The sequence below is a fragment of the Streptomyces bicolor genome (assembly GCF_000719285.1).
Taxonomy (GTDB): Bacteria; Actinomycetota; Actinomycetes; order Streptomycetales; family Streptomycetaceae; genus Streptomyces; species Streptomyces bicolor.
Genome location: NZ_JOFS01000018.1, coordinates 1 through 24082, shown reverse-complemented (window position 1 = coordinate 24082; position 24082 = coordinate 1). Strand labels below are relative to the sequence as shown.

The window sequence follows — 24082 nt, the reverse complement described above, 5'->3', positions numbered from 1 at the left end:
CACCGCTGAAGCCCGACCGAGGCCCAGCTGAAGCCGGGCCGGGATGAGCTGAATCCGTCAGAGGTTCAGCTCCGCCCGGAAGGAAGCCGCCATGGATGCCGCCATGGAGTGTTCGCAGCGCCTGTCGAAGCCGGGCGCCCTCTCCTCCTTCGTACGGTTCGTGGTGTGCGGCGGCGGTGTCGGGCTGCTCTCCGGCGCCGCCGTACCGCTGGTGGCCACGGCGTTGCCCTGGGCGCTGGCGAACGCCCTGATCACCGTCGCCTCCACCCTCCTGTGCACCGAGTTGCACGCCCTGTTCACGTTCGGCACCGGACGCCGCGCCGGGCTGCGCCGGCACCTGCAGTCGGCGGGCTCGGCCACCGCGGCGTACCTCGTGACGACGGCCGCGATGCTGATACTCCACGCGGTCCAGCCGTCCCCCACGCTGCTCTGTGAGCAGGCCGTCTACCTCACCGCCTCCGGGCTGGCCGGCATCGGCCGGTTCCTGGTCCTGCGGCTGTTCGTGTTCGCCGAGCGGAAGCAGGAGACGGCCCCGGCGCAGAAGCAGACCGCCCCGATCCAGTCCGTCGGCATCCAGTCCGTCGGCGCCCCGTCCGCCGGCGCCCTCACCACCGCCCCCGACCGCCTTACGTACCTCCCGCTGCTCCCGTCCGCCGCGTAGCCGTCCCTCAGATACAGCCCGGCTTCGGCGCCGAAGTGATCGCGCGTCGCCGCGTCGAGGGTCGCCCGTGGCAGGCTTCGGGTTTCCCGCGACCACCGCCGTCCTCAAGACACTCCAACCGCTCACGCCCGTCGGCACTTCATCAGCGGAGGAAGAGCGCCCCGACGTCCCGGCCGGTCTCGCGCGCCGCCTCCACGAGCGTCGCCGTGATGTCGAGAAGGCGAGCGGGGTGTTGACGCCGCTGCCCAGGATGAAGTTGTAGTCGGCGTGCTCGGCGGCGAACCGCTGCGTCAACTCCATGTGATGCCTTGGCTGTTGACGGCTTGTCGAGCCAAGGCGTGCGGGGCGTAAGGATCTTGCGAAGCACCGAACCGGTTGAGCCCGGAACGGTAAAGTCCGCAGCATGAACGCTCGGCTGGCACTGCTCGCCACGGTGGCCCCCGGTGTCGCGGGAAGCGAGGTCTTCCGGCTGGCCCTGCAGCACGCGGTGGGCGAGCTGGGCGCGCTCGGCGGCATGATCCACCTCCGCGGCCCGATGTCCGCGCTGCGCCTGGTGTCGACGGCCGGGCTGCCGCCCGCCCTGACCCGCCACTGGGAGATCATCGACCAGGAGGGCCCGCTGGCCCCCGCCCGCGCGCTGCACGAGGGGAGCGGCGTCTGGGTCCCGCTGAGCCCGGCCGGCGCGGTCGACACCCCGGACGCCAACTGGCCCGGCACAGGCCTGGCCGCGTTGCCGATGTACAGCGGCCACCGCAGCACCGGCGCCCTCAGCGTCCTGATGGGCGACGAGGGCGAACCGACCCGCGAGCACTGGAAGTTCCTGCGTGCCCTCGTCGCCTGGGCCGAGGACCGTATGGTCCAGGCACCGCCGCCCATCGGGCCCGCCCTGCCGGGGCAGCACGGCGGGCGCCTGCGCCAGGCCCTGAAGGAGGTCAGCGTCGGCTCCTGGGACTGGAACATCCGCACCGGCGAACTGCTCTGGGACCAGGCCGCCCTGGAGCTCTACGGCACCCGCCCGCAGGACTTCACCGGCAAGGTCGACAGCTGGATGCGCTGCGTCCACCCCGACGACCTGGCGCCGACGCTGGCGGCGGCGGACCGGGCGATCCTCGACGGCGGCGTCTTCGAGGCCGAGTACCGCGTACGCAAACTCGACGGCACCTGGGGCTGGACGCAGGCCCGCGCCAGGGTGACGTACGACGAACAAGGCGACCCGCACCGGATGATCGGCGTGGGCTGGGACAGCGACGAGCCCCGCTCCGCCCGTGACGCGCTCGGCCGGGCCCTGCGCCACATGAGCGACGGCTTCCTGGCGATGGACGACGACTGGCGGATCACCTTCGCCAACGTGGAGGCCGAACGCACCCTGGGCTACTCCGAGGAGGAGCTGTTCGGCTGCTTGCTGTGGGACCTGCCCGCCGCCGAGCAGGTGCCCGGCCTGGAGATCCGCTGCCGGCAGGCCGCCGCCGCGGAGAAGTCGGTCAGTTTCGACGTACGGCTGCCCAACGGCCGCCTGTGCCACCTCCGGCTGGTCCCGGGCCCCGACGGCCGCACGATCTACTTCACCGACGTCACCGAGAGGCGCCGGCTGGAGGAGGAGCGCCGGTGCGCCGAGCGTGCCGCGTCCGAACGTGCCACGCGGGTAGCGGAGTTGACGGCCGCGCTGGCCAAGGCGACGACCTCGAAGGACGTGGTGGACGCGGTCGCCCGCGGGGTGCTGCCGCCGTTCGAGGCCACCGGTCTGGTGGTGCAGGCCGCGGAGGGCGACCGGCTGCACACCGTCGGATCCGTCGGCTACCCGGACGACGTCCTCGCCGTGCTCGACGGCCGTGAGCGTACGGAGTCCAGCCCGCTGTGGGACGCGATAGTGGCCGGCGCCCCGCTGTTCATGTCCTCCCCGCAGGAGTTCGCCGCCCGCTACCCCGATCTGGCGGACCTGCCCGCCCGCGCCGGCAAGCAGGCCTGGGCGCTGCTCCCCCTCACGGCCTCGGGCCACACCTTCGGCATCTGCGCGATCAGCTTCGACCACCCGCGCCGCCTCACCGACGAGGAGCGCACCCTGCTGACCGCGACCAGCGCCCTGGTCGCCCAGGCCCTGGAACGCGCCCGCCTCTTCGACGCCGAGCACACCCGGTCCCGCGAACTCCAGCGCAGCCTGCTCCCCCGCGACCTGCCGGCCCTCCCCGCCTGCACGGCCGCGGCCCGCTACCTCCCGGCGGGCCAGGGCATGGACGTCGGCGGCGACTGGTACGACATCATCCCGCTCTCGGGCGGCCAGGTGGCCCTGGTCGTCGGCGACGTCATGGGCCACGGCCTTCCGGAGGCGGCCACCATGGGCCGCCTGCGCACGGCCGTCCACACCCTGGCCGACCTCGAACTGCCGCCCGACGAGATCATGAGCCACCTCAACGACATCGTCGGGGCGATGGGCGAGGAGTCGTACGTGACGTGCTTGTACGCGCTGTACGACTCCACGACCCGGGTCTGCTCCATAGCCAGGGCGGGCCACCCGCCACCCGCCCTGCTCCACCCGGACGGCACGGTCGTGTACCCGCCCCTGTCGGCCGACCCGCCCCTGGGCGCGGCGGAACCCCCCTTCGAGACGACCGAGATCCAGGTTCCGGAGGGCAGCGTGCTCGTCCTCTACACCGACGGCCTCGTGGAGTCGTCGAAGCGCGAGATGGACGAGGGCATGGCGGCACTGGCCGATGTCCTCGGCACCTCCCACAAGGACGGCACGGCCAACAACCTGGACCGCCTCTGCGAGCGGATCACGACCGCCCTCCTCCCCACCGACCAGCAGGCGGCCGACGACGCGGCCTTCCTCCTCGCCCGCCTCCACGCACTGCCCACCTCCCGCATGGCCTCCTGGCCCCTCCCCGAGGACCCCAGAGCGGCGGGCCAGGCCCGCGCCCTGATCCGCACCCAGCTGGCGGCCTGGGGCCTCGACGCCCTCACCCCCACGACCGAACTCCTGGCCAGCGAACTGGTCGGCAACGTCATCCGCCACGCCAGGGGCCCCCTGCGCCTCCGCCTCCTCCACGGCGCCGACCTGATCTGCGAGGTCTTCGACGGCAGCCTGACGATGCCGCGCATCCGCCGGGCGACGGAGACGGACGAGGGCGGCCGAGGGCTGCAACTGGTCACGGCGCTGTCGCAGCGGTGGGGGACGCGTTACACCCCGACCGGGAAGTGCATCTGGACCGAACAGGCTCTGCAGACGTCGCCGGACACGGCCCGGGAGGGATCGGGGGCCGATCCGTTGGCGGCGATGTTCCTGGGGATGGCGGGGTTGGGGGAGGACTCCGCAGGGGGCCTGGAAGGGGATTGGGACGGGGTCGCCGGCTGGGACTGGGACGGGGATGGGGACTTGGACGGATTGAGGTTCGGGGAGCGGTAGTTGCAGGTGGGGCGTGGCGGCCGAGTCCCCACAGCCGTCTGGAGCTCTCTCCCCCCCCCCGGCCGTCTAGAGCCGCTTCAGGTTCCGGTCCAGGATCGCCCGGAGCCGGTCGATGTCCGCAGCATCCTGAGCACCCCGCTTGGGCAGCACGGCGACACCGGCCGCGCGGTCACCGCCGAGGAGCACGAAAAGGCCGGGCGTCTCCAGGTACTCCCGGAACACCACCCAGTGCATGCTGAAGGACGCCCGCTCGCCGGTGGTGACCGAACCGCGTTCGTCGGCCACCATTCGGGCCTCCCCGTACGGCTCCACCATGCTGTGCATCCGTCGGGCCATGGTGCGCAGCCCGCGCAGAGTGCCCCAGAACGCGATCGGCACGGCGAGCACCAGCGAGATGATCCACACGACCGGCGGGGCATCCCTGGCAACCGAGAAGACGCTCACGGCGACCGCCGCCATGACCGGCGCCATGAGTGCCTGGGCGCGTCCCGCCGATGACCGCCGCGCTCGTGCCCGCAACGCCTCTTCGAAGTCCGCTGCCGTCGGCCGGTAGACGAACTCCACCGGCTTACCGAGATCCGTGTTCTGCGGTGTGGATTCCCCGCCCCTGGTGTCCATGGGCAGGGATCGTAGCGAGCAAGTCCCGGGAGGATCCGACCGGCATGCAAAAGCCAGAGGCCCTGCGGATCACTCCGCAGGGCCTCTGGGTTGTTGTGCACTCGGCAGGATTCGAACCTGCAACCTTCTGATCCGTAGTCAGATGCTCTATCCGTTAAGCTACGAGTGCTTGTTTTGTTTTCCCGCCGATCCCGGCCCTTCCGGCCCGCTCGCGGCGACAGGAAGAACATTACATGACCGGCGCCGCCATGTGAAATCCGTTTGGCCTACCCCTTGTGACCTGCGGAAATGCCTCTGAGGGCGGTCTGCGGGAGTGAGCCTGTGAACGACGAAGCCCCGGTCCTGTGGACCGGGGCTTCGTGATCGAGCGCGGAGGCGGAGGGATTTGAACCCTCGATGGGCTTTAAGGCCCAAACCGCATTAGCAGTGCGGCGCCATAGACCGGACTAGGCGACGCCTCCAGCACAGCCGCTCGCGCGAGCGCGATTGGATGCGTGCAGATGATGACACAGTCGAGCGTGGTGTCACCAATCGACGTCCACGGTACTAGGCCGGGAGGCCACAGGGCAAAGCCCTTCCCGGCGCGCTTCGCGGCCTGCTTCGCGGGGCGCAACGTCGGGGGGCGCGGGGCGTTGGTCAGGTCATGTTGCAGGTCAATCGTTCCGCCGCGGCCGGACGCGTCGGGCGGCTCCTTTTCGTCGCCGCCGGATCCCTCGTCGCCGTGGGCACCGCCACCGTCGGGCCCGCCTCGGCGTACGCCCAGGCCGCGCCTCTCCCCCTCACGCTCCCGTCACTCCTCGACCCCGGCCGCTCCGGCGACCACCTCACCATCACCGTCCGCAACGCCGGCGGCGGCCATGACGGGACCTACGAGCTGTACTGCCACCCCGGCGGCGGCGACCACCCCGACGTCGCCGGCGCCTGCGCCGCGCTCGGTCGCGGCACCCGGTGGGGCACGGACGCCTTCGCTCCCGTACCGAAGGACACCCTCTGCACCATGCAGTACGGCGGTCCCGCCACCGCCCATGTCACCGGGACCTGGGCCGGGCGGCCCGTCGACGCGCGCTACGACCGCGGGGACGGGTGTCAGATCGGGCGGTGGGACCGGCTGGTGCCCGTGCTCCCCGATCTGCGGCAGGAGGGGTGGGCGTGAGCGCGGGCCATCACCGCCGTTCGCCCGGCCGAGCGGGGAAGCGGGGGCTCCGGTACGCGGCCGTACAGCCTTCGTACAGGCTTTCCCAGGGGGACGCATCGGGTCCGTAAATGTCCCGCGAAGGTCTCGCGAAGCCGGAAGGCCGCTGGAAGGAGGGCGAGCTGGACATCTGCACAGGCGGTCATACGTTCTGGGTCACTTCGTCGTGCGACCTCCCTCTCATCCGGCGTCGCGAGCGCAACCCCAGCCCTTAGACTCCCTCGCGTGACACGCTGCGGGACGGTTGGCAAGATGGCCCGAGCGGTCGGCAAGGTGCGGTAACAGGGAGGAAGCGTCTCGTGAGCAGCAGGCCATCCCGAGGCGCTGCTCGCCTCGCAGCCATACTCGACGCGCTTCCCGATGCGTTGCTGCTGGTCAACGCCAATGGGACCGTCGTCAACGCCAACACCATCGCCCTGGAGGCCTTCGAGACGCCCGGGACCGCGTTGGTCGGGCGCGGGCTGCTCGATCTGCTCCCGCACTTCGACTCCAAGCTCATTCCGGGGTCCATGCGGCGACCCGATCACATGGATCCGCAGGGGCGGACCAAGCCGACCCGGATGATGGCCCGGCGGACGGACGGCAGCGAGTTCCCGGTCGAGGTCACGTCCGCGAATCTCGAGAACGGGCAGCAGGCCTACGACGGGTACGGGTACAGCGGTGACGAGCTGCTCATGCTCGTCGTCCGGGACCTGACCGGGACCGTCGACACCGAGGCCGAGCTGGCGCGTTCGCAGCGGCAGACCGAGATGATCCTGCGGGCCGCGTCCGAGGGTGTGGTCGGGACCGACACCGACGGGCGGATCGTGCTCGTCAATCCGGCCGCCGCTCAGATCCTGGGTTATCGGGCCAGTGATCTGGGCGGGCGGGAGCTGCACACGCTCGTACTGCACTCGCGTGCGGACGGGTCCCCCTTCCCGTACGAGGAGTCCCCGCTCGCCGACACCCTGCGCTCCGGGCGCAAGCACCGGGTGCGCGGTCAGGTGCTGTGGTCCAAGGGCGGGGACAAGGTCTCCGTCGATCTGACGACCGCGCCCGTGCGCGACGGCGACCAGCTCGTCGGCGCCGTGATGACCTTCACCGACCGCCGGGCGTACGACACCCTCGCCGAGGAGAAGACCGCCGCGGAGAAGCGGCACGAGGAGGAGCTGGAGCGGCTCGCCGAGGAGCACGCCTCCGAGCTGACCGCCCTGCGGCAGCAGCACGTGACCGAGGTCGAGGAGCTGCAGGAGCGGCACCAGGAGGAGCTCGCCGCCGGCGAGGAGCGGTACGCCTCGCTCGGAGAGCGGGAGAAGGACCGGTACGAGGCGCTGGCGGGCCGGCACGAGCAGTTGCTGACGCTGCTCGGGCGCTCGCTGCGCGGGCCGCTCGACGAGCTGCGCCGTGAGCTGGCCGCGCTCGCCGCGGACGACGCGGGCCAGTTGTGGCCCGAGGCCAACCAGGTGCTGCATCACCTGTCGGCCGGCTACTCGCGGATCACGACCCTGATCGACAACGTCCTCGGGTACCAGCGGCTCGACTCGGGTGGCGACCAGGTCTCCCGTACGAAGGTGATGCTCGACGCCGTCGTCGCCGCGGGCGTCGACGGCGCTGTGGAGCTCATCGGGCCGGGGCGCGTGCAGTTCGCCGTGCACGCGCCGCCCATTGAGGCCGAGGTCGACCCGCAGCGCCTCGCCACCGCGCTCGCGCATCTCGTCGCGGATGTCGCCGGGGTCGACGCGACCGGCAACTCGCCCGTGTCGGCGGGCGGTTATCTGGACAACACCGTGGTCGTCGCGGCGGCGCAGCGCGGTGAGGTCGTACGGATCGAGGTGCGTGGGCCGTATGCCGGGGGAGACCCGGTGCACGAGCCGATCGTGCGCGGGATCGTGCGGGCTCATGGCGGTGTGCTGCAGACGCACGAGGTGCCGGGGATGAGCGGCAGTGCGTTCGTCCTCGAGGTACCGATCGGCGGTGGGGCCGGGGCCGTTTCGGCCGCCCCGGTCGAGGCCGCCGGGGCCGAGGCCGTTGACGGGACCGAGGGTGTCGCCCTCGAGGCCGAGCAGGGTGCCGGCGGCGGGCGGCGGCGGGCCCGGCGGTCCTCCGTCGACGCCTTCCTGGAGAGCGACCATCCCGAGGCCGAGGGCGAGGGCGCCGAGGCCGAGGGTGCGGCGCCCACCGGGCGGCGGCGCAGGCGCGCGGCCACCGCGCCCGAGCTCCCCCAGGGAGACGGTGGCGGCGAGGGCTCCGGCGGTACGGGACGGCGCCGTGGGCGACCGGCCGAGGACGGCGGGGACGGGGTCGCCGAGGGCGCCGTCGTGACGGCCGCCGAGCATGCGGCGGGCACAGCGGCCGCCGGGAACGGCCTGGGCGGGACCGTACCGCCGCAGGGTGTGCCCGCACCCGGTGGGCGACGTGCCCGGCGTGACGGCGGTGAGCAGCACGCGCTGCCGGCCGCGCTGCCCGCGGGCGGTAACGGCGGACAGTCGCCCTCGGGGGCCGGTGCGGCCGACTCGGGTGACGGGTCTCAGCCGACCGGACGGCGCCGGCGTGCGCTGGCCGCGGCGCCCGCGCGTGCGGCTGGGCAGGCGCAGGCGGCGGGGACCCGGCAGGTGTTCGCGCTGCCGCCCGCCGAGGCGGACCGGGGTGGCGCGGCCGGTGCGGAGGCGGCGGGTGGCGCCGAGCCGACTCCGGGTGCGGCCGCGGCTCCTGCGGGTACGGCTGTGGCTCCTACGGGTGCGGCCGCAGCGCCTGCGGGTGCGGCTCCGGCTTCGCCGATGGCTCCGGGCGCGGTTCCGGGACAGGGTCAGGCTCCCGTGCAAGGGCAGCAGGCTCAGGCCCAGGTTCAGCGGCAGGTTCCCGGGCAGAGCGCTCCCGGTGACGTACTCGTCGACGAGGGTCAGCACGACGCCGTGCCCCACGACCAGGCCGGTGACCACACCCCGCCGCAGCCGCATCCGACCAGCGCGCCGACCGGGCGTCGCCGGCGGGCCGTGGGCCGGCAGGCGGAGACGGCGGACGGGACGTCCGCGCAGGGTGTCGCGGCGCAGAACGTGCAGCAGAACGTGCAGGGGCAGGGTGTTCCCGCGGCGGCCGCTCCGGCGCAGGCCGGCGCTGCTCAGGGTGCGCCCGTGCAGGGCACCGCCGGGCAGGGGCTTCAGGTGGCCGTGCCCGGGGAGGTGGCCCAGCGTGGGGCGGGACAGGCGGTTCCCGTGATTCCGGGGCAGTCGGTCCCTGGTCAGCAGGGGCAGCCTCAGCCGGTGCCCGGTCAGCCTCTCCCCGCCGAAACCCCCAGTCAGGGCGTACCCGCGCAGGGCACGCCGGCCCAGGGCGTTCCGGCCCCGCAGCCGTGGCCCGTCGCCGACGACACCTCCGGCGCCGGGACGGCCGTACCGGCGAACGGCGCCGCCACACCCGTACCGCCGAATCCGAACACTCCTCAGCAGGCCCAGCCCCAACCCGCCCCCGGCACCCCGGCTCCGGGCACGGCACTGCCTCCCGAGGCCGCGGCGGTGGCCCAGCAGCAGCGTGCGGCGCAGCCCCTTCCGGCCGAAGCCGCAGCTCCGGGTACGCCTGTCGACCCGAACTCCACGCAGGGTCGGGCGATCAGCGTGCGGACGTTGGGGCAGGGGGTGCCGTTCACGCGGCAGGCGGCGCAGGTGCAGCAGCCCGCGCCGGCCCTGCCCCCGTCGCAGCCGTCCCAGTCGTCGGCCACGCCTCCCCCGCATCAGACCAACGGTGGCGGACGGCGCCGCAAGCTGGGTACGCCGCCCGATCCCGCCGCGCGGGCCTCCGCCCCGGCGGAGCAGACGGCGCGGCCGCATCCGCCGGCCGAGAAGCCGGTGCCCGCACAACCGGTGCCGGCGCAGCCGTCGCTCGGCGGGCAGGCGCAGCCTTCGCCGACCGGGCAGGCGCGGCTGGCGCCGATGACCGAGGGTGCCGGACGGTCGTACGCCATAGGCGCGCCGGACGAGAACGCCGCCGAGGGGCCGGAGCCGTTGGACGGGCCGGGCGGCGCCGTCGAGGTCGCCGACACTCCGCGCCCGCAGCCGATGGACGACGAGCTGCCGCCGGAGCCGCTCGACAACCCGCGGCGGCTGCTGGTGTGGCCGGCACCGGACGTGACGACCCAGCAGGCGCTGAGCGATCGCGGCTACCGGCCGGTCATCGTGCACTCGCGCGAGGAGGTCGACGCGCAGATCGCGGCGTTCCCGGCCGCGCTGTTCGTCGACCCGCTGACCGGGCCGATCACCCGGACCGCACTGCAGTCGCTGCGGCAGGCCGCCGTCGCGGCCGAGGTGCCGGTGATGGTGACGGCCGGGCTCGGACAGGCCTCACGGGAGGCGGCGTACGGCGCCGACCCGGCCGTACTGCTGAAGGCGCTGGCGCCCCGGGACACCGAGCAGCACCCGCCGCGCGTGCTGCTCATCGAGGAGCACGCGGAGATCGCGCTGGCGCTGACGGCGACGCTGGAGCGGCGCGGGATGCAGGTGGCGCGGGCCGCGAGCGACGCCGACGCGGTGGCGCTGGCGGGCGACTTCCGGCCGAACCTGGTGGTGATGGACCTGATGCAGGTACACCGCCGCCGGGCCGGGATCGTGGACTGGCTGCGTGCGAACGGGCAGCTCAACCGCACCCCGCTCGTCGTCTACACGGCCGCCGTCGACCAGGCCGACCTGCCACGGCTGGCCTCCGGCGAGACGGTGCTGTTCCTGGCGGAGCGCTCGACGAGCGGCGAGGTGCAGAGCCGGATCGTGGACCTGCTGGCGAGGATCGGCACCAACTGACCAAGGCCCGCTGAAGCGCCCCGAACGGGGCGCGGGGAACCGTTGTCGTGCGGCCACGGACAACCCGCGGCCGCACGACAACAGTTCCCCGCTCCGCGAGTCGCGTCAGAGCTGGGTGACGTCCAGGCCGCCCTCGGCGTACTGCCTGCGCAGCACCTTCTTGTCGAACTTGCCCACGCTCGTCTTCGGAACCGCCTCGATGACAGTCCACCGCTCCGGGAGCTGCCACTTGGCGATCTTGCCCTCCTCGGCGAGGAAGGTGCGCAGGGTCTCGAAGTCGGTGGTGGCGCCCTCCTTGAGGACGACCGTGGCCAGCGGGCGCTCGCCCCACTTGTCGTCCGGCACGGCCACCACGGCGGCCTCGGCGACATCCGGGTGGGACATCAGCGCGTTCTCCAGCTCGACCGAGGAGATCCACTCGCCGCCGGACTTGATGACGTCCTTGGCGCGGTCGGTGAGGGTGAGGAAGCCGTCGGGGGAGATGATGCCGACGTCGCCGGTCTTCAGCCAGCCGTCCTCGCTGAACTTGTCGGCGGGGCGCAGCGGTTCGGCGTCGGGGCCGTTGTAGTAGGCGCCCGCGATCCAGGGGCCGCGGACCTCCAGCTCGCCGGCCGACTCGCCGTCCCAGGGGAGACGCTCGCCGCCGGGGCCGGTGAGGCGTGCCTCGACCGAGGCCGGGAAGCGGCCCTGGGTCAGTCGGTACGCGAACTCCTCCTCCGTCCCGACCGCGTGGGCCGGCGGACGGGCGACCGTGCCGAGCGGGGAGGTCTCCGTCATGCCCCAGGCGTGGCAGACCCGCATGCCCAGCTTGTCGAACGCCTGCATGAGCGAGGGCGGACAGGCCGAGCCGCCGATCGTGACCTGGCCGAGGGTGGAGACGTCCCGCGGCTTGGCGGTGAGCTCGGCGAGCAGGCCCTGCCAGATGGTGGGCACGGCGGCCGCATGGGTCGGTTTCTCGCTCTCGATCATCTCGGCGAGGGGCGCGGGCTGCAGGAAGCGGTCCGGCATCAGCATGTTGACGCCGGTCATGAAGGTGGCGTGCGGCAGGCCCCAGGCGTTGACGTGGAACTGCGGGACCACGATCAGCGACGTGTCCTGGTCGGTCAGGCCCATCGACTGGGTCATGTTGACCTGCATGGAGTGCAGGTAGACGGAGCGGTGCGAGTAGACGACGCCCTTGGGGTCGCCGGTGGTGCCGGAGGTGTAGCACATGGCGGCGGCCTGCCGCTCGTCCAGCTCCGGCCAGTCGTACGTCGTCGGCTTACCGGCGATCAGTTCCTCGTACTCGTGCACCTGTACGTCGGCGGCCGCGAGGCCGGAACGGTCACCCGGCCCCGCCACGACCACGTGCTCCACCGTCTTGAGGTGCGGGAGCAGGGGGGCGAGCAGGGGGAGGAGCGAGCCGTTGGCGATGACCACCCGGTCGGCGGCGTGGTTGACGATCCAGGCCAGCTGCTCGGCCGGGAGACGCAGGTTGAGGGTGTGCAGCACCGCGCCCATGGAGGGGATCGCGAAGTATGCCTCGACATGCTCGGAGTTGTTCCACATCAAGGTCGCGACACGCTCGTCGTCGGCCACGCCCAGGTCCTCGCGCAGGGCATGCGCCAGCTGCGCCGCACGCGCACCGATCTCGGCGAAGGAACGGCGGTGCGGCTCTGCCTCTCCGGTCCACGTGGTGACCTGCGATGTGCCGTGGATCGTCGACCCGTGGGTCAGGATCCTCGAGATCAGCAGCGGTACGTCCTGCATCGTGCTCAGCACGGCGTCCTCCCGGGGCGACATTGCCTACGCGGTAGTAAGGGTTGCGGAGATTCTGCGCGCATACCGCGCGGTATGTCACTAGGGGCGGGCGATCGATCATGTCACGTTGCGTTCATGGGGACGTGACGATAACGGGCGCTAACGGGGTGTGGGGCGGTTGAGGCAGCCATGGACGGGGGGCATGGGCGCGCGGCGGGCTGCTCGGGGCGGTTGTGCCGACTGCTGACATGTGGGGTGGTGTGCCGCGGGTCGTCACCTGGGGAGGGGGCGTCGCCTGTGCAGGGGTGACGGATGCGCCGGGCCGGCCCTAGCGGACGAGCCCCAGCTCAGGGTCCTCGCGCAGCTTGCCCAGCGCTCGTGACACCGCTGACTTCACCGTGCCCACGGACACTCCGAGGACCTCTGCCGTCTGCACCTCGCTCAGGTCCTCGTAGTAGCGCAGGACGACCATGGCCCGCTGCCGCGCCGGCAGCCGCATGATCGCGCGCCACATGGCGTCGTGCAGCGCCTGCTGCTCGGCGGGATCGTCGTCGTGGCCCGGCATGGGCTCCGGCTCGGGCAGCTCGTCGCAGGCGAACTCGTCGACCTTGCGCTTGCGCCACTGCGACGTCCGCGTGTTCAGCAACGCCCGGCGCACATAGCCGTCGAGCGCGCGATGGTCCTCGATGCGCTCCCAGGCGACGTACGTCTTGGTGAGCGCGGTCTGCAGCAGGTCCTCCGCGTCACTCGGATTCGCGGTCAGCGACCGGGCGGTACGCAGCAGCACCGGCTGGCGGGCCCGCACATACGACGTGAAGGAGGGGTACGTCGCGTTCGGAAAGGACCGCGTCGCGGCGTCGGAAGCGCTGGTGCAGACGGGTGTGGTCATGGCTCCACGCTATGAGCGTCCCCTGCTTCAGCGGATCGGCCGCAGGTGCCGAAGCAACGTCCGCCTCAGGTTGTAGGGGTGGGTCTGACTCCACCTCCTGAAGGTGGACGAGCGGGGGACACATACTGCGGGATTACCCCTGGGGGTCACCCGTCGGCGACCCGGCCGGTTCAGACGTCCGTGGCCAGGACCAGCCCCGACGTCGGCACGCCCGTGCCCGCTGTCACCAGTACCCGCTCCGCCCCCGGTATCTGGTTCACAGACGTCCCCCGCACCTGCCTCACCCCCTCCGCGATGCCGTTCATCCCGTGCAGATACGCCTCCCCGAGCTGCCCTCCGTGGGTGTTGAGCGGCAGCCGCTCCTCGGCCACGAAGTCCCCCGCCTCCCCCTTTGCGCAGAACCCGAACTCCTCCAGTTGCATCAGCACGAAAGGCGTGAAGTGGTCGTACAGGATGCCCAGGTCGATCTCCCCCGGCCCCAGCCCCGCCGTCCGCCACAGCTGCCGCGCCACCACGGCCGTCTCCGGCAGGCCGGCGAGGTCGTCCCGGTAGAAACTCGTCATCTGCTCCTGCCCCCGGCCGGCACCCTGCGCCGCCGCCGCTATGACGGCCGGTGGGTGGGGCAGATCACGGGCCCGCTCGACGGACGTGACGACGAGCGCCTGGCCGCCGTCCGTCTCCTGGCAGCAGTCCAGCAGCCGCAGCGGCTCGACGATCCAGCGCGAGGCCGCGTGGTCGGCGAGGGTGATGGGTCTGCCGTGGAAGTACGCGGCCGGGTTGGTCGCCGCGTACTTGCGGTCCATGACCGCCACATGCCCGAACGCTTCCGGCGTCAGCCCATAGGTGTGCAGATACCGCTGGGCCGCCATCGCCACCCAGGAGGCCGGCGTGAGCAACCCGAACGGCAGCGACCAGCCGAGCGCCACACCCTCCGCCGACGGCTCCCGATGCTGTACGCCCGAGCCGAAGCGCCGACCCGACCGCTCGTTGAACGCCCGGTAGCAGACCACCACATCGGCCACGCCGGTGGCGATGGCGAGCGCCGCCTGCTGGATCGTCGCGCAGGCCGCACCGCCGCCGTAGTGGACGCGGGAGAAGAAGGACAGCTCACCCATCCCGCAGGCCTGGGCCACGGTGATCTCCGGGCTGGTGTCCATCGTGAACGTCACCATCCCGTCCACGTCCCCGGGCGTCAGCCCCGCGTCGTCCAGCGCGGCCCGCACCGCCTCCACGGCCAGCCGAAGCTCGCTGCGCCCCGAGTCCTTGGAGAACTCGGTGGCCCCGACACCGACAATCGCCGCCCGGCCGGAGAGGGCGTCCCTCGTACGCGCGCTCATGCGACGCCTCCCGCGGGAGCGGTGGCCGTCGGCACGGTCACCGTCACCGTGCCGGTCACGTGTCTGCCGATGCCGTTGGCCCCGACGACCCGCACCGTCGCGGTGTCGTCGGTGACCTCCTCGACCGTGCCCGTCAACACCATCGTGTCGCCCGGGTAGTTGGGCGCGCCGAGTCGTATGGCCACCCTGCGCAGTACGGTCGTCGGTCCCAAGTGATCGGTGAGGTAGCGGCCGACCAGGCCGTTCGTCGTCAGGATGTTCATGAAGACGTCCGGGGAACCCTTCTCGCGAGCCAGCTCCGGGTCGTGGTGGACGTCCTGGTAGTCGCGCGAGGCGATGGCCCCGGCGACGATCAGCGTGCGGGTGATCGGGATCTTCAGCGGCGGCAGTTCGTCCCCGGGTTTCATGCGCTTCGCCGTCCCGGACGTGACGCGCCTCGCCGTCGCCTCCGCGCCGCTCGTCATGCCCCGGGGCGGTTGCGGCTTCTGGGTTTGCTGTATCTTCCGGGCTTCCTGTGCTTCTTGAGTTTGTGGCGCCTCCTGAATCCCCTGCGCTTCCTGAATCCCCTGCGCTTCCTGAGCCCGCCAGACCGGCAACACCAACTCCTCGTCGCAGTCCTGGAACTCGAGGCGCACCGGCAGCCCGATACGCACCTTGTCGTACGGCACACCCACCACGTTGCCGATCATCCGCACGCCCTCGGCCAGTTCGATCAGGCCGACCGCGTAAGGAGGGTCGAAGGCCGGGAACGGCGGATGGTGCATCACGACGTACGAATAGACCGTCCCCTCGCCGCTCGCCTCGACCGTGTCCCATTCCAGGCCGCCGCAGGCGTTGCAGCCGGGCAGCCAGGGATGACGCAGGGCGCCGCAGCCGATGCAGCGCTGGATCAGCAATGCGCGCCTGCGGACGCCCTCCCAGAAGCCGGCGTTGTCACCGTTGACCACCGGGCGAGGGCGAGGCGGCTTGGTCCGCCGGGGTGCCGGGGCGTACTTGAGGATCCGGAAGCGGTGGGTGCCCGCGAGGTCGGTGCCGATGCGGACGTCCATGCGGGTAGTCACGAAGTAACCGGCCCCCAGCTTCGTCGCCTTCCGCTCCGACACCGCCTCGATCACCGCGTCGAAGGTGATCTCGTCCCCGGGTCGAAGGGGGCGTAGATACTCCTGCTCACAGTCGGTGGCGACCACCGAGGTGTAGCCCGCCTCGTCGAGGAGTCCGAGCAGCTCGTCGTACGCACCCGTGCGTGCCGTATGGCCGGAGAGGCCGCCCATCGTCCACGCCTGGAGCATGGTGGGCGGGGCGATGGCGTCCGGGCCCGAATACGCCGGATTGGTGTCACCCATCGCCTCGCACCAGTGCCTGATCATGGGCGCGTTGACAGGGTCCTTGCCTCTGCTCGCCACGGCTGCCGGCCGCCCCTCGTAGACCTTCAGCCGCCCATCCAGCTCGTCGCTCACCGTCGCCCCCTCGCCCTCATCAGCCCTGTGGTCCGAAGCTCGAACTCGCACTCCCTCACCAGGGCCAGGAAGGTTTCTGACTGTCCGTCAGATACGACTCACTGTCAAGGCCGCCGATGAGCTCCCACTCGGCTGCTCCAACCTCCGTACAACAGCAGCGAAAAGGCCCGCAGGACGGCGCGGGGACCGCAGCCGGAAAGCCGCAGGACAGCCGCACGGCATAAGCAGGCCGGCCCCCGACAGCGGCACCAAAAACGTCTGCGCGGCGGCACCGAAGTACCGCCGCGCAGACGCGTTACACCCCACAGAGCACACCCGACACAATCAGAGAGGGCCGATGCCTGAGCACCGGGGCACCGGCCCCCTCAGCTCACCACCAGAGCGGCGTGAAGTTGACGGCCGCGTTGTCGTTGCCCTGGTTGATGGCCGTGAACGCGGAGCCGTTGACCTGGGCGGTGTTGCTCTGGTTCGAGGCGCCGGAGCCGGTCGCCTGCTGCTGGGTGGTGGACGAGGTGCCGTAGTTGTCGCCGCCGACCCCGCTGCCGATGAGGCCCTGGGCGGCGTTCGTGACAGCCGCACTGGATCCGTCGTCCGCGATGGCACCGTTGTCCGCCGTCGCGACGCCGGAGAAGAGGGCGGCTGCGAGCGGAAGGGCGGAGACGGCTGCGATGACGCGGGCGGTACGGATGCTTGCCATGTTGTTCCTCCAGAACAGGTGCGCCCAGGCTCCCCAGCCGGACGCATAGGTAGTGCATGAAGTACTGCTCGTTCCAAGGCAGTTGGCCGACCGCCCCGGAGTTCTGCGTTCTGCACGACGTCGCGAGATCAGAGTTGCCCACCGAATCCCCGGCGAACCACCCCGGAAGCCGCTATTCGCCCTCAAGCGTGATGACAAGTCGATAAACCCCTTTCGCCGCTCCTAGCTCGCGAGTCAGGGCAGTACGGACACCTCCACCCCAAGCGGCACAAGAGGTGAAGCGTTCCTGCACACTTCCAGCCGATCCCCGCCGTCCGGCGCGCCACCCGGCGGCCCACCCCTAATCCCCCTTTCTTTTTTCGAACACTCGTACGAACATAGAGGCATGGCCACCACCGACCGGCAGGCCACGACGCTGGCCCTCGCACACGCCCTGTCAGCCGCCGAGCGCGGACTGGCCGTCATCCCCCTGTCCCGGACGAAGCTCCCGGCCCTGCGCTCCCCACACCGCGACGACCCCGACCACGCCCCCTGCCACGGCGAGTGCGGCCGCTTCGGGCACGGGGTCTACGACGCCTCCACCGACCCCGCCCGTATCCGCGAGCTCTTCGCCGCCGCCCCCTGGGCGACCGGCTACGGCATCGCCTGCGGCCTGCCGCCGCACCATCTGATCGGCATCGACCTCGACACCAAATCCGGTACGGACTCCTCCACCGCCCTGCGCGAACTGGCACTGCGCCACCTGTTCACGATCCCGCCCACGGTGGTCGTCCTGACCCCCAGCGGCGGCCGCCACCTCTGGCTGACCGGCCCGGCGGACGTCGTCGTCCCCAACTCGGCGGGCCGCCTCGCTCCCGGCATCGACATCCGGGGCGCCGGCGGCTACCTCGTCGGCCCCGGCTCCCGTACCGACCACGGCGTCTACAGCACCGCGCCCGGTACGTCCCACATCGCTCCCGCGCCCTGTCCGCGCGCCCTACTGCGCCTGCTGCTCCCGCCACCTCGCACGCACCACCCCGCGCCCTCGTCGACCGGCGGCCACGGTCAGGGGCTGGTCCAGTTCGTACTCGCCGCGCACGAGGGCCAGCGCAACACGCGCCTGTTCTGGGCGGCCTGCCGCGCCTACGAGGACGGCATCGGCCCCGCCCTGGTCGACCCTCTCGTCGAGGCGGCGCTCAACACCGGCCTGACCGAACGCGAGGCCCGCGCGACGATCGCCTCGGCGGCCCGCATGACAGGGCACCGGCCCTGACCGGCGACGGCGCCGGCGCCTGACGGGCCCTTGACCGGCCTTGAAATTCACGGGAGCTCGATGCACCACCGCCCTAGAGTGCCGACCATGTCACTGACCCGCCTCGTCCTCACGTCCGGCCGCTCGCTCGACCTCTCCGAGCTGCGGTTCTCCTCGACGTACGGCGGAATGCTGGAGGGGTACCCGTGCAAGCTGGTCAACGACATGAAGATCAAGGGCCTCGTCCGCACGGCCGAGCAGGCCGCCGCCCCTTCCATCCCGGTGCACCTCGTGCCGCCGCCGCGCGAGTATCCCGACCAGTACGCGGGTGCCTTCGGCCCGGTCGAGGTGCTGCCGGCGGTGGCCTGCGTCGGCGACTTCCACTCCACGGCCCTCGATCGCGACCACGACCCGGTTCTCTACCGCTCGGCCCTCACGATCATCTGGTTCCAGCCCACCCCGTACGTGCCGTCCGGCTGCGACGCGGAGGAGGCGTTGCGGGAGGTGCCGTGGGAGGAGTTGGCTCGGGACTACGAGCTCTAGGCCCTGTCGGGGTACGGGGCTGGGGTGGCCCCGGGACTCTGGGGATTCGGGATGGCTTTGGTTTGAGGGCTCAAATGGCTTGTCCCGGCGGGGAGGCCCTGTGCCAGGGTCGGCCGATGAGCGTTTCCCGACGTGACCTGATCCGCTGGCAGTTCGATCTGACCTGGGCGTTGTTCGAGTACCACCTCGACCGGCTCCGGCCCGACGACTTCCTGTGGGAACCGGTCCCCCACTGCTGGACGGTGCACCGCGCCGCCGACGGCACCTGGGTTCCGGACTGGGCGGAGACCGAGCCCGACCCCGTCCCCGTGCCGACGATCGCCTGGGTGAGCTGGCACATCGGCTGGTGGTGGAGCGTGGCCACCGACCATCTGCGGGGCCGCCCGCCCCGGGACCGGACCGACATCACCTGGCCCGGCGACGGGACGGCGACCGTCGCCTGGCTGCGCGGCCTGCGCACCGACTGGCTGGCGGCACTGGACCGCCTCGACGACGTGGACCTGGACACCACGGCACCGTTCCCCTGGCCGAACGACCCCCAGTACACCGTCGCCCACATGATCGGCTGGGTGAACGCCGAGCTGATGAAGAACGCGGCGGAGATCGGGCAGTTGCGCATGCTGAAGGCCCAGGAGACAGGGGACTGATCCGGCGCCCGCACGGGAGGGAAAATGGGCGTTATCTTCTGTTTGCTCCGGATCGGAGAATGCCATGAAGGACCTCAAGCTTGAGCAGAAGCGCTCCCTGTCCCGCCTTGAGGCGGCTGACCAGCTCGAGGCGCTCGCGGCCGCGCTGAGGCAGGGCGGGGAGGCCGAACTGGAACTCGACCCCTGGAAGCTGAGTCTGCGGATCCCCGCCGAGCTGCGCGGCGAGATCGAGGTCGAGGTCAGCGACGGGGAGATCGAGCTGGAGATCGAGTTCAAGTGGCCGACCGCGCCCACCGCCCGGACAGCGTCATCGCAGGCGACGACGGGCGGGGCGAAGGCCGGGGGCGGCCAGCGGAAGAGCGCGGCTGCCGGTCCAAGGCGAAGCGGTGCCGCCGGAGCCAGAACATCGAAGCGGGCCACAGCGAAGAGCTCCTGAACCCGGGAACTCACGGCCGGCACCAGGCGACAGCGGTGGCCGCGCAGGCTGACGGCCCCGGACCGATTCGCCTGGTCAGGGGCCGTTCTCACTGCTCACCACGCGGTGGGTGTGGGATTTGAACCCACGGTGACATCGCTGCCACGACGGTTGGGTTGCGGCATCACTGTGAACACCCATTCTCACCTGCACCGATGCCGCGAACGGCCCGCCACTCCAGCGCGCTGGCCCACAGATGGCCCATGGGTCCTGCGGTTGGGTCTAGTCGCCTGAGAGTTTTCCGAAGGTAGGCGACCTCGCCGATGGCTGCGGCCGGAGCGAACCCGGCAGCAGCGATGCGTGAAGGTGCGTTGCTGCCATCTGAACCAGGGTGGGGCCATGACTTGCCACGCACTTCCGGATGATCGCGGAGGTCTACCGCGTACCGTTCCGCGGCGACGCGCAGCTTTTCATCACCCTTCACCTTGGGGCAATTGACGCTGGCTCGCTTTTCGTTGACAGCGTCGAGAACTGACTGGGAGGAGCCCGGAGTTCTGGGTCGCACGAGCCAGCTGAAATGAGGAAAGTCCAGTCCGTGTCCGGCGTTGACGGCGGCCGTCCCACGGATCCGTTATGGACCACCCTGAGCTGGCCAATGGACCACCCTGGGCTGGCAATAGGCAGCGGGCCAGGGGCCCTGACGCAGCCAGGCTCAGTGGTGGGTCCGCATACGCCAGGTTCCGCCACCCCCTCGAGCCCCCAAGCTGCGTCTTTGTATTCGCTACCCCCGTAACGCCATCGATCGCTGTGATCATTCGCCAGGGAAATGTCGACAATTTGGTGGCGCTGTGGCTCTTGATCTCTTGTCGGACGCTGATGACTTGCGGTTATCTCGTGTAGTACGAGGCCGGGGAAGCAACTTCCCGGCTTTGAGCTCCCGCGTATGCACAAGGCCTGGCTTGGGATGCAGCCCCAAACCAGGCCTGTGCGCGGGACAGGGTGGTCCGGCCGAGTAAACGTCGGCCGGGCTCACTCACCCAGCCAGCCGTCCGGCTCACCCTTCAGTGCGTCACAAGAAGTGTTGGACGCACCCCGCGATGGCAGTGACCGCGCCAAAAGCCACTACCGCCAACTCCACCCACTCCCGCTTCCGGTGTTGGCGGCGCTTCCTCTGTTTGGGTCGCACCATTTTCTCGGCTCCTGTCTGTTGTCGCTCCCGACCAGGTCGAGGCACTAACCAGGCCGGACCCCGCCCGAGACGAGCGAGGCGTCCAGGCACGACAGAGCCGATTCCCCGGCAACCTATCGCGCGCTCCGGCGCTAACGGGCTTGAGTGATTAATCGCCACGGTTCGCCAGGACCAGCCAGACGGAGAGCCATATAGGCAGGCGGACGGGCTGCGCGTTGACGTTCGAGCTACCGCAAGACTTTCGGGATGGACGGGGCCTGTTGTGAAGCCCCGGGAGACGAACCGCCCACCCCACCCGCAACAGACCGCCGGACACGGCTCGCTAGGACCCACGTAGGAGTCCGGGACGGCACTGACCCCCAGAGTCAGCAACCACCTCAGCTCGTGCGCCTTGGCTTCAATCTTGGTTCAGTCCAGTAGTCCCAGCGCCGTTGTCCGGTCGGCAGACCGGGCACGGCGCCGCACCCACGGCTTCCTGCGTCAGCGCGATCAGCGCTTTGTGCGCGTCGGGCTGCAGCGAGAGCGCGCTGTACGGCGTCGCGCTGGATCCGCAGATAGATGGGCACGCAGGCTCCGGAGCAATTCGTTCACGCATTCGATTCAAATATCACATCGCCATTGGTCGAGGCGGAACGTCAGCCGCTGAGATCGCAGGCGATCACGCATGCCTCAGTCCACGAAGCCGTGGACCTGCGCCTACGGCAGCCTGCCCGGCACCCGCGCTGCCACCATGCGCGCCTCAGCATTGTCGAGTCCCGAGATTCCGTGCCGTGACCTGAAGCCACCGACGGGGTGCAATGGAGTCATGCACGAGAGCGCCGGCACGCCGCCCCCGCTCTCACCCCACCACCGGCACCTATCCGACTCAAGGAACGACCACATGGTTCTCAGCAATCAGCATCGCTACGCCTTCTTCACGGCCATGAACGACTTTGCGCCCAGTCGCTCCCCTCCCCGGCCCTCATGCTGCCCCGGGCGCCTCGAAAAGGCAGCTTGGCGAGCGATCGATGAACCCTATGTTGGAACTCCTCGGCAGCGGCACCAGCGCCGCACTCATCCTTGCCTCCACCGTGGCAGGGTCTCGCGTACTACTCGTCTTGATCGTGCTGATCAGCCCTAGCAGCACCAGGGGCAAGGCAGCCAGAGATCTACTGGGCCTGCTCCTCTCCAAAAGCAGCCAGGGCAGCGAGGAGAGCGAGCCCCCTTCGCCGTGAGACCCGTCCGTCATACCCCACACCAACACCGCCGACCCGCGAGCAGAATCGAGACCGCGACAGTCCAACGCGCCCTGGAGCCCAGACCGCACGTGTCCGGCGCCCCGGGGCGTATTCGTTGCGGTGCTCTTGCAGACGCGTCCACCAGGTCTACGCGTTGGTTCTTGGTCCAAGCACGTCCACCTGGACGCTGGCGGGCGCCGACAGATCGGGCGCGGCGGGGTACGACCACCTTCTGATCCGTAGGCGCGTATGGACGCGCCGCCGGCCGCTCCCGCCGGCGCCGCCAGGAACCAATCCATGGCCCGAGGCTAGAAGGAATTGCGCGGCAGGGAAGCGGTTCTGGCTAACAATGTGCTGTGACACCGCAATTAGCTGTCGCTCGCGCCTTCTGGCACGAGTCGGCTCGTGAACCCTTCGCCGTGCAAGCGCTCGTACGCCGCTGCGACGTCCTCGGGAATCTCCTGCTCAATCATGAATCCCTGGCGGGGGTAAACCATGAGCCGCTGCTGGGCACCGACCAGCATGTCAATGACGAGGCGTGTGTCCTGGATCGAGTCGACGTACTCGGGGAACGTCATGGGCGTGGATGCACTCACCCACTCCACGTCCGGCCAGAGCTTGCGCGCCGTTGCGTATGCGCGTCGTTCCTCGTACGGCTTGCTGACCAGAAGGACGGACGAGACGGGGACGCGCCGCTCTTCGAGCAGGGTGCGCGAGAAGCGGATGTTTTCGCCTGTGTTCCGCGCCGTCGGCTCGACAAGGATGGCGTCCGCGGGAACACCCAGTTCCACGGCGCGGTCACGGTAGTGCTCAGCCTCGCCGCGAGGCATCCGCTCGCGCGTCGTACGGCTGGTCGCTCCCGTGAAGACGATGAGCCGCGCCATGCCTCGGTGGTACAGCTCTGCGGTGGTGTCAGCCACTCCCAGGTCGTGGCTGCCGAGTCCGATCGCGACGGAGCAGGGGCGGGGCTCATGCCCCATCTGCTGGAAGTCCCAGAGCCGCTGTGCGTCCGCCCACGCCTGAGTGGAGATCACTTGCTCTCGTCCTCCGTGTTCGCCGAGTCGGGCACCTTGAACTCATAGGCCCACGCCAAGCGCGTAGCCGCGTGAACCCCAATGGCGAACTCCACCACAGTCCCGTCGGCGGTGTACGCACTCGCGCGAACAGCTCCTCCTTCATGTGGTCGATCTCGTATCCGGCGTCGTACAAGACGCGGAAGCCACCGCCACGGCCAGCCGGCCCCGGAGTCGGGTCAACGATGCGCGTCCCCTCCACATGCTCGGGACGGTAGTAGCTGGTCAGCGTGTGAGTCGGCTGGGCGCCTTCCTTGATCAGGCGCGCACCTGCGTACAGCTCGGCGCCTTCCGGCAGCCCGTGAGCCTGAGCGGAAGACCAGGGCCAAGGCCGGCCCACACACTGATCAATGCCGGTACACCGGCGGGTCAGGGTGAGACAGAGTGAACACGGGAGGGGTGCCCCTCACGAGGGGCACCCCTTCTGACCTGGTCTTATTGCCCCAGGCGCTCGATCGTGCCCGCTCAGCCGCCAGTCACAGCGGGAACGATCACTGCGGCGACAGCCGACAGCAGCCCTCCTACGGCGAGAGCGCCATTGAACTTCTCTTTGGCCGTTGGAAACACGGAGCGACTCACGTTCCCGACCTTGGTGCGCAGAACGATCATCTTGAGCTTCTGCCACCTGTGCTGACGCTTCGAACACCCCATCAACACGCCATAAGCGTTGTTGCGGCAGTAGGTCTGCCCATCTCGGTTGACCGCTCCACACCAGACCGGCACCTGGAAGGCGGCATAGGCCGAGACGCCGAGCGACAGGGACACGATCACCGGCAACGCCCATTGCTGGCTCCAGGCAACGACCAAGGCAGCAGCCACCATGTACCCCCAGTACAGACGCACTACTTTCCCCATAGGCACGCACAGTATCGGCGCATATGCACAGCGCATAGACGTGAATTGGACACTGCTGTCGGTGGCCTCTGAAAAGTGGACCAGTAGTGGCCTTTGAGAGTTGACCCCCTTCAGAGGTCTGGCTCGTTGAGTCAGGCCGGGAGGAAGGGTGATCG

Annotated in this window: 16 protein-coding genes, 2 tRNA genes and 3 pseudogenes; 8 read left to right on the top strand and 13 right to left on the bottom strand. The window is 70.5% G+C overall.

The annotated features are described in order from the left end of the window. The first annotated feature begins 91 nt into the window (after window positions 1-91). Window positions 92-661, top strand: a complete 570-nt coding sequence (locus IF78_RS43820) for a GtrA domain-containing protein (RefSeq protein WP_051828120.1) — start codon at window positions 92-94, stop codon at window positions 659-661. Between the two features lie 148 nt (window positions 662-809). On the opposite strand, the pseudogene IF78_RS50910 reads toward IF78_RS43820, so the two are convergent. After that, window positions 810-946: pseudogene (locus tag IF78_RS50910) on the bottom strand (pyrimidine utilization protein A); the annotation flags it as partial. A 118-nt stretch (window positions 947-1064) separates the two neighbouring features. Here IF78_RS50910 and IF78_RS0123505 point away from each other — a divergent pair. Beyond that, window positions 1065-4061 (top strand): SpoIIE family protein phosphatase, encoded by a 2997-nt coding sequence (locus IF78_RS0123505; protein WP_031484240.1) that lies wholly within the window; start codon window positions 1065-1067, stop codon window positions 4059-4061. A gap of 66 nt (window positions 4062-4127) precedes the next feature. Here IF78_RS0123505 and IF78_RS0123500 read toward each other — a convergent pair whose 3' ends face one another. The 3 genes from IF78_RS0123500 to IF78_RS0123490 form a co-directional block, all read right to left on the bottom strand. Beyond that, complete coding sequence (locus IF78_RS0123500) at window positions 4128-4679, bottom strand: YcxB family protein (protein WP_051828117.1); 552 nt, start codon at window positions 4677-4679, stop codon at window positions 4128-4130. A 96-nt stretch (window positions 4680-4775) separates the two neighbouring features. Continuing rightward, a tRNA-Arg gene (locus tag IF78_RS0123495) sits at window positions 4776-4848 on the bottom strand. Window positions 4849-5049: 201 nt separating this feature from the next. Beyond that, window positions 5050-5140: transfer RNA gene (locus IF78_RS0123490), tRNA-Ser, on the bottom strand. A 182-nt stretch (window positions 5141-5322) separates the two neighbouring features. On the opposite strand from IF78_RS0123490, the gene IF78_RS0123485 reads away from it, so the two are divergent. Both IF78_RS0123485 and IF78_RS0123480 read left to right on the top strand, forming a co-directional pair. Continuing rightward, on the top strand, window positions 5323-5832 hold the full coding sequence (locus tag IF78_RS0123485; RefSeq protein ID WP_031484235.1) for an SSI family serine proteinase inhibitor: 510 nt from the start codon (window positions 5323-5325) through the stop codon (window positions 5830-5832). 338 nt (window positions 5833-6170) lie between these two features. Next, complete coding sequence (locus tag IF78_RS0123480) at window positions 6171-10637, top strand: hybrid sensor histidine kinase/response regulator (protein ID WP_078662551.1); 4467 nt, start codon at window positions 6171-6173, stop codon at window positions 10635-10637. A gap of 105 nt (window positions 10638-10742) precedes the next feature. Here the strand turns inward: IF78_RS0123480 and IF78_RS0123475 are convergent, their stop codons facing one another. The 5 genes and pseudogenes from IF78_RS0123475 to IF78_RS0123455 form a co-directional block, all read right to left on the bottom strand. After that, window positions 10743-12419: a long-chain fatty acid--CoA ligase gene (locus tag IF78_RS0123475; protein ID WP_031484232.1), complete on the bottom strand. Its 1677-nt coding sequence runs from the start codon at window positions 12417-12419 to the stop codon at window positions 10743-10745. Between the two features lie 286 nt (window positions 12420-12705). Beyond that, entirely contained in the window at window positions 12706-13266 is a 561-nt protein-coding gene (locus IF78_RS0123470; RefSeq protein ID WP_031484231.1) for a SigE family RNA polymerase sigma factor, read from the bottom strand. Window positions 13267-13436: 170 nt separating this feature from the next. After that, complete coding sequence (locus IF78_RS0123465; RefSeq protein ID WP_031484228.1) at window positions 13437-14603, bottom strand: lipid-transfer protein; 1167 nt, start codon at window positions 14601-14603, stop codon at window positions 13437-13439. A gap of 566 nt (window positions 14604-15169) precedes the next feature. After that, window positions 15170-16060: pseudogene (locus IF78_RS49765) on the bottom strand (bifunctional MaoC family dehydratase N-terminal/OB-fold nucleic acid binding domain-containing protein); the annotation flags it as partial. Between the two features lie 370 nt (window positions 16061-16430). Then, entirely contained in the window at window positions 16431-16757 is a 327-nt protein-coding gene (locus tag IF78_RS0123455; protein ID WP_031484224.1) for a hypothetical protein, read from the bottom strand. 385 nt (window positions 16758-17142) lie between these two features. Here IF78_RS0123455 and IF78_RS0123450 point away from each other — a divergent pair, with 385 nt between their 5' ends. From IF78_RS0123450 to IF78_RS0123435, 4 genes are all read left to right on the top strand, one after another. Further along, complete coding sequence (locus IF78_RS0123450) at window positions 17143-18009, top strand: bifunctional DNA primase/polymerase (protein ID WP_031484222.1); 867 nt, start codon at window positions 17143-17145, stop codon at window positions 18007-18009. A gap of 87 nt (window positions 18010-18096) precedes the next feature. Continuing rightward, window positions 18097-18531 carry a hypothetical protein gene (locus IF78_RS0123445; RefSeq protein WP_031484219.1) on the top strand — a complete coding sequence of 145 codons (435 nt, stop codon included), beginning with the start codon at window positions 18097-18099 and terminating at the stop codon, window positions 18529-18531. A 116-nt stretch (window positions 18532-18647) separates the two neighbouring features. Next, on the top strand, window positions 18648-19178 hold the full coding sequence (locus tag IF78_RS0123440) for a DinB family protein (protein ID WP_031484217.1): 531 nt from the start codon (window positions 18648-18650) through the stop codon (window positions 19176-19178). Between the two features lie 64 nt (window positions 19179-19242). Continuing rightward, on the top strand, window positions 19243-19614 hold the full coding sequence (locus IF78_RS0123435; RefSeq protein WP_031484214.1) for an amphi-Trp domain-containing protein: 372 nt from the start codon (window positions 19243-19245) through the stop codon (window positions 19612-19614). A gap of 163 nt (window positions 19615-19777) precedes the next feature. On the opposite strand, the gene IF78_RS50905 is transcribed toward IF78_RS0123435, so the two are convergent. The 4 genes and pseudogenes from IF78_RS50905 to IF78_RS43805 all read right to left on the bottom strand — a co-directional run. After that, the gene (locus tag IF78_RS50905; protein ID WP_369122754.1) at window positions 19778-20158 is read right to left on the bottom strand and encodes a CAP domain-containing protein; all 381 of its coding nucleotides are present in this window, start codon (window positions 20156-20158) and stop codon (window positions 19778-19780) included. A gap of 2209 nt (window positions 20159-22367) precedes the next feature. Then, window positions 22368-23033 carry a YdcF family protein gene (locus tag IF78_RS0123420; RefSeq protein WP_031484210.1) on the bottom strand — a complete coding sequence of 222 codons (666 nt, stop codon included), beginning with the start codon at window positions 23031-23033 and terminating at the stop codon, window positions 22368-22370. Next, a pseudogene (locus tag IF78_RS49760) lies at window positions 23030-23397 on the bottom strand (GntR family transcriptional regulator); the annotation flags it as partial. The gene IF78_RS0123420 and the pseudogene IF78_RS49760, both read right to left, overlap by 4 nt. Window positions 23398-23537: 140 nt before the next feature. Continuing rightward, a partial coding sequence (locus IF78_RS43805; RefSeq protein ID WP_209439679.1) for a hypothetical protein occupies window positions 23538-24082 on the bottom strand: 545 nt, incomplete at its 5' end.

What these genes read in the sequence shown, in the direction of transcription:
- IF78_RS43820 (WP_051828120.1), top strand. Translation starts at nt 92, where the DNA reads ATGGATGCCGCCATGGAGTGTTCGCAGCGCCTGTCGAAGCCGGGCGCC.
- IF78_RS0123455 (WP_031484224.1), bottom strand. Translation starts at nt 16,757, where the DNA reads ATGGCAAGCATCCGTACCGCCCGCGTCATCGCAGCCGTCTCCGCCCTT.
- IF78_RS0123445 (WP_031484219.1), top strand. Translation starts at nt 18,097, where the DNA reads ATGTCACTGACCCGCCTCGTCCTCACGTCCGGCCGCTCGCTCGACCTC.
- IF78_RS0123465 (WP_031484228.1), bottom strand. Translation starts at nt 14,603, where the DNA reads ATGAGCGCGCGTACGAGGGACGCCCTCTCCGGCCGGGCGGCGATTGTC.
- IF78_RS0123505 (WP_031484240.1), top strand. Translation starts at nt 1,065, where the DNA reads ATGAACGCTCGGCTGGCACTGCTCGCCACGGTGGCCCCCGGTGTCGCG.
- IF78_RS0123500 (WP_051828117.1), bottom strand. Translation starts at nt 4,679, where the DNA reads ATGGACACCAGGGGCGGGGAATCCACACCGCAGAACACGGATCTCGGT.
- IF78_RS0123485 (WP_031484235.1), top strand. Translation starts at nt 5,323, where the DNA reads ATGTTGCAGGTCAATCGTTCCGCCGCGGCCGGACGCGTCGGGCGGCTC.
- IF78_RS0123450 (WP_031484222.1), top strand. Translation starts at nt 17,143, where the DNA reads ATGGCCACCACCGACCGGCAGGCCACGACGCTGGCCCTCGCACACGCC.
- IF78_RS0123435 (WP_031484214.1), top strand. Translation starts at nt 19,243, where the DNA reads ATGAAGGACCTCAAGCTTGAGCAGAAGCGCTCCCTGTCCCGCCTTGAG.
- IF78_RS0123470 (WP_031484231.1), bottom strand. Translation starts at nt 13,266, where the DNA reads ATGACCACACCCGTCTGCACCAGCGCTTCCGACGCCGCGACGCGGTCC.
- IF78_RS0123475 (WP_031484232.1), bottom strand. Translation starts at nt 12,419, where the DNA reads ATGTCGCCCCGGGAGGACGCCGTGCTGAGCACGATGCAGGACGTACCG.
- IF78_RS0123440 (WP_031484217.1), top strand. Translation starts at nt 18,648, where the DNA reads ATGAGCGTTTCCCGACGTGACCTGATCCGCTGGCAGTTCGATCTGACC.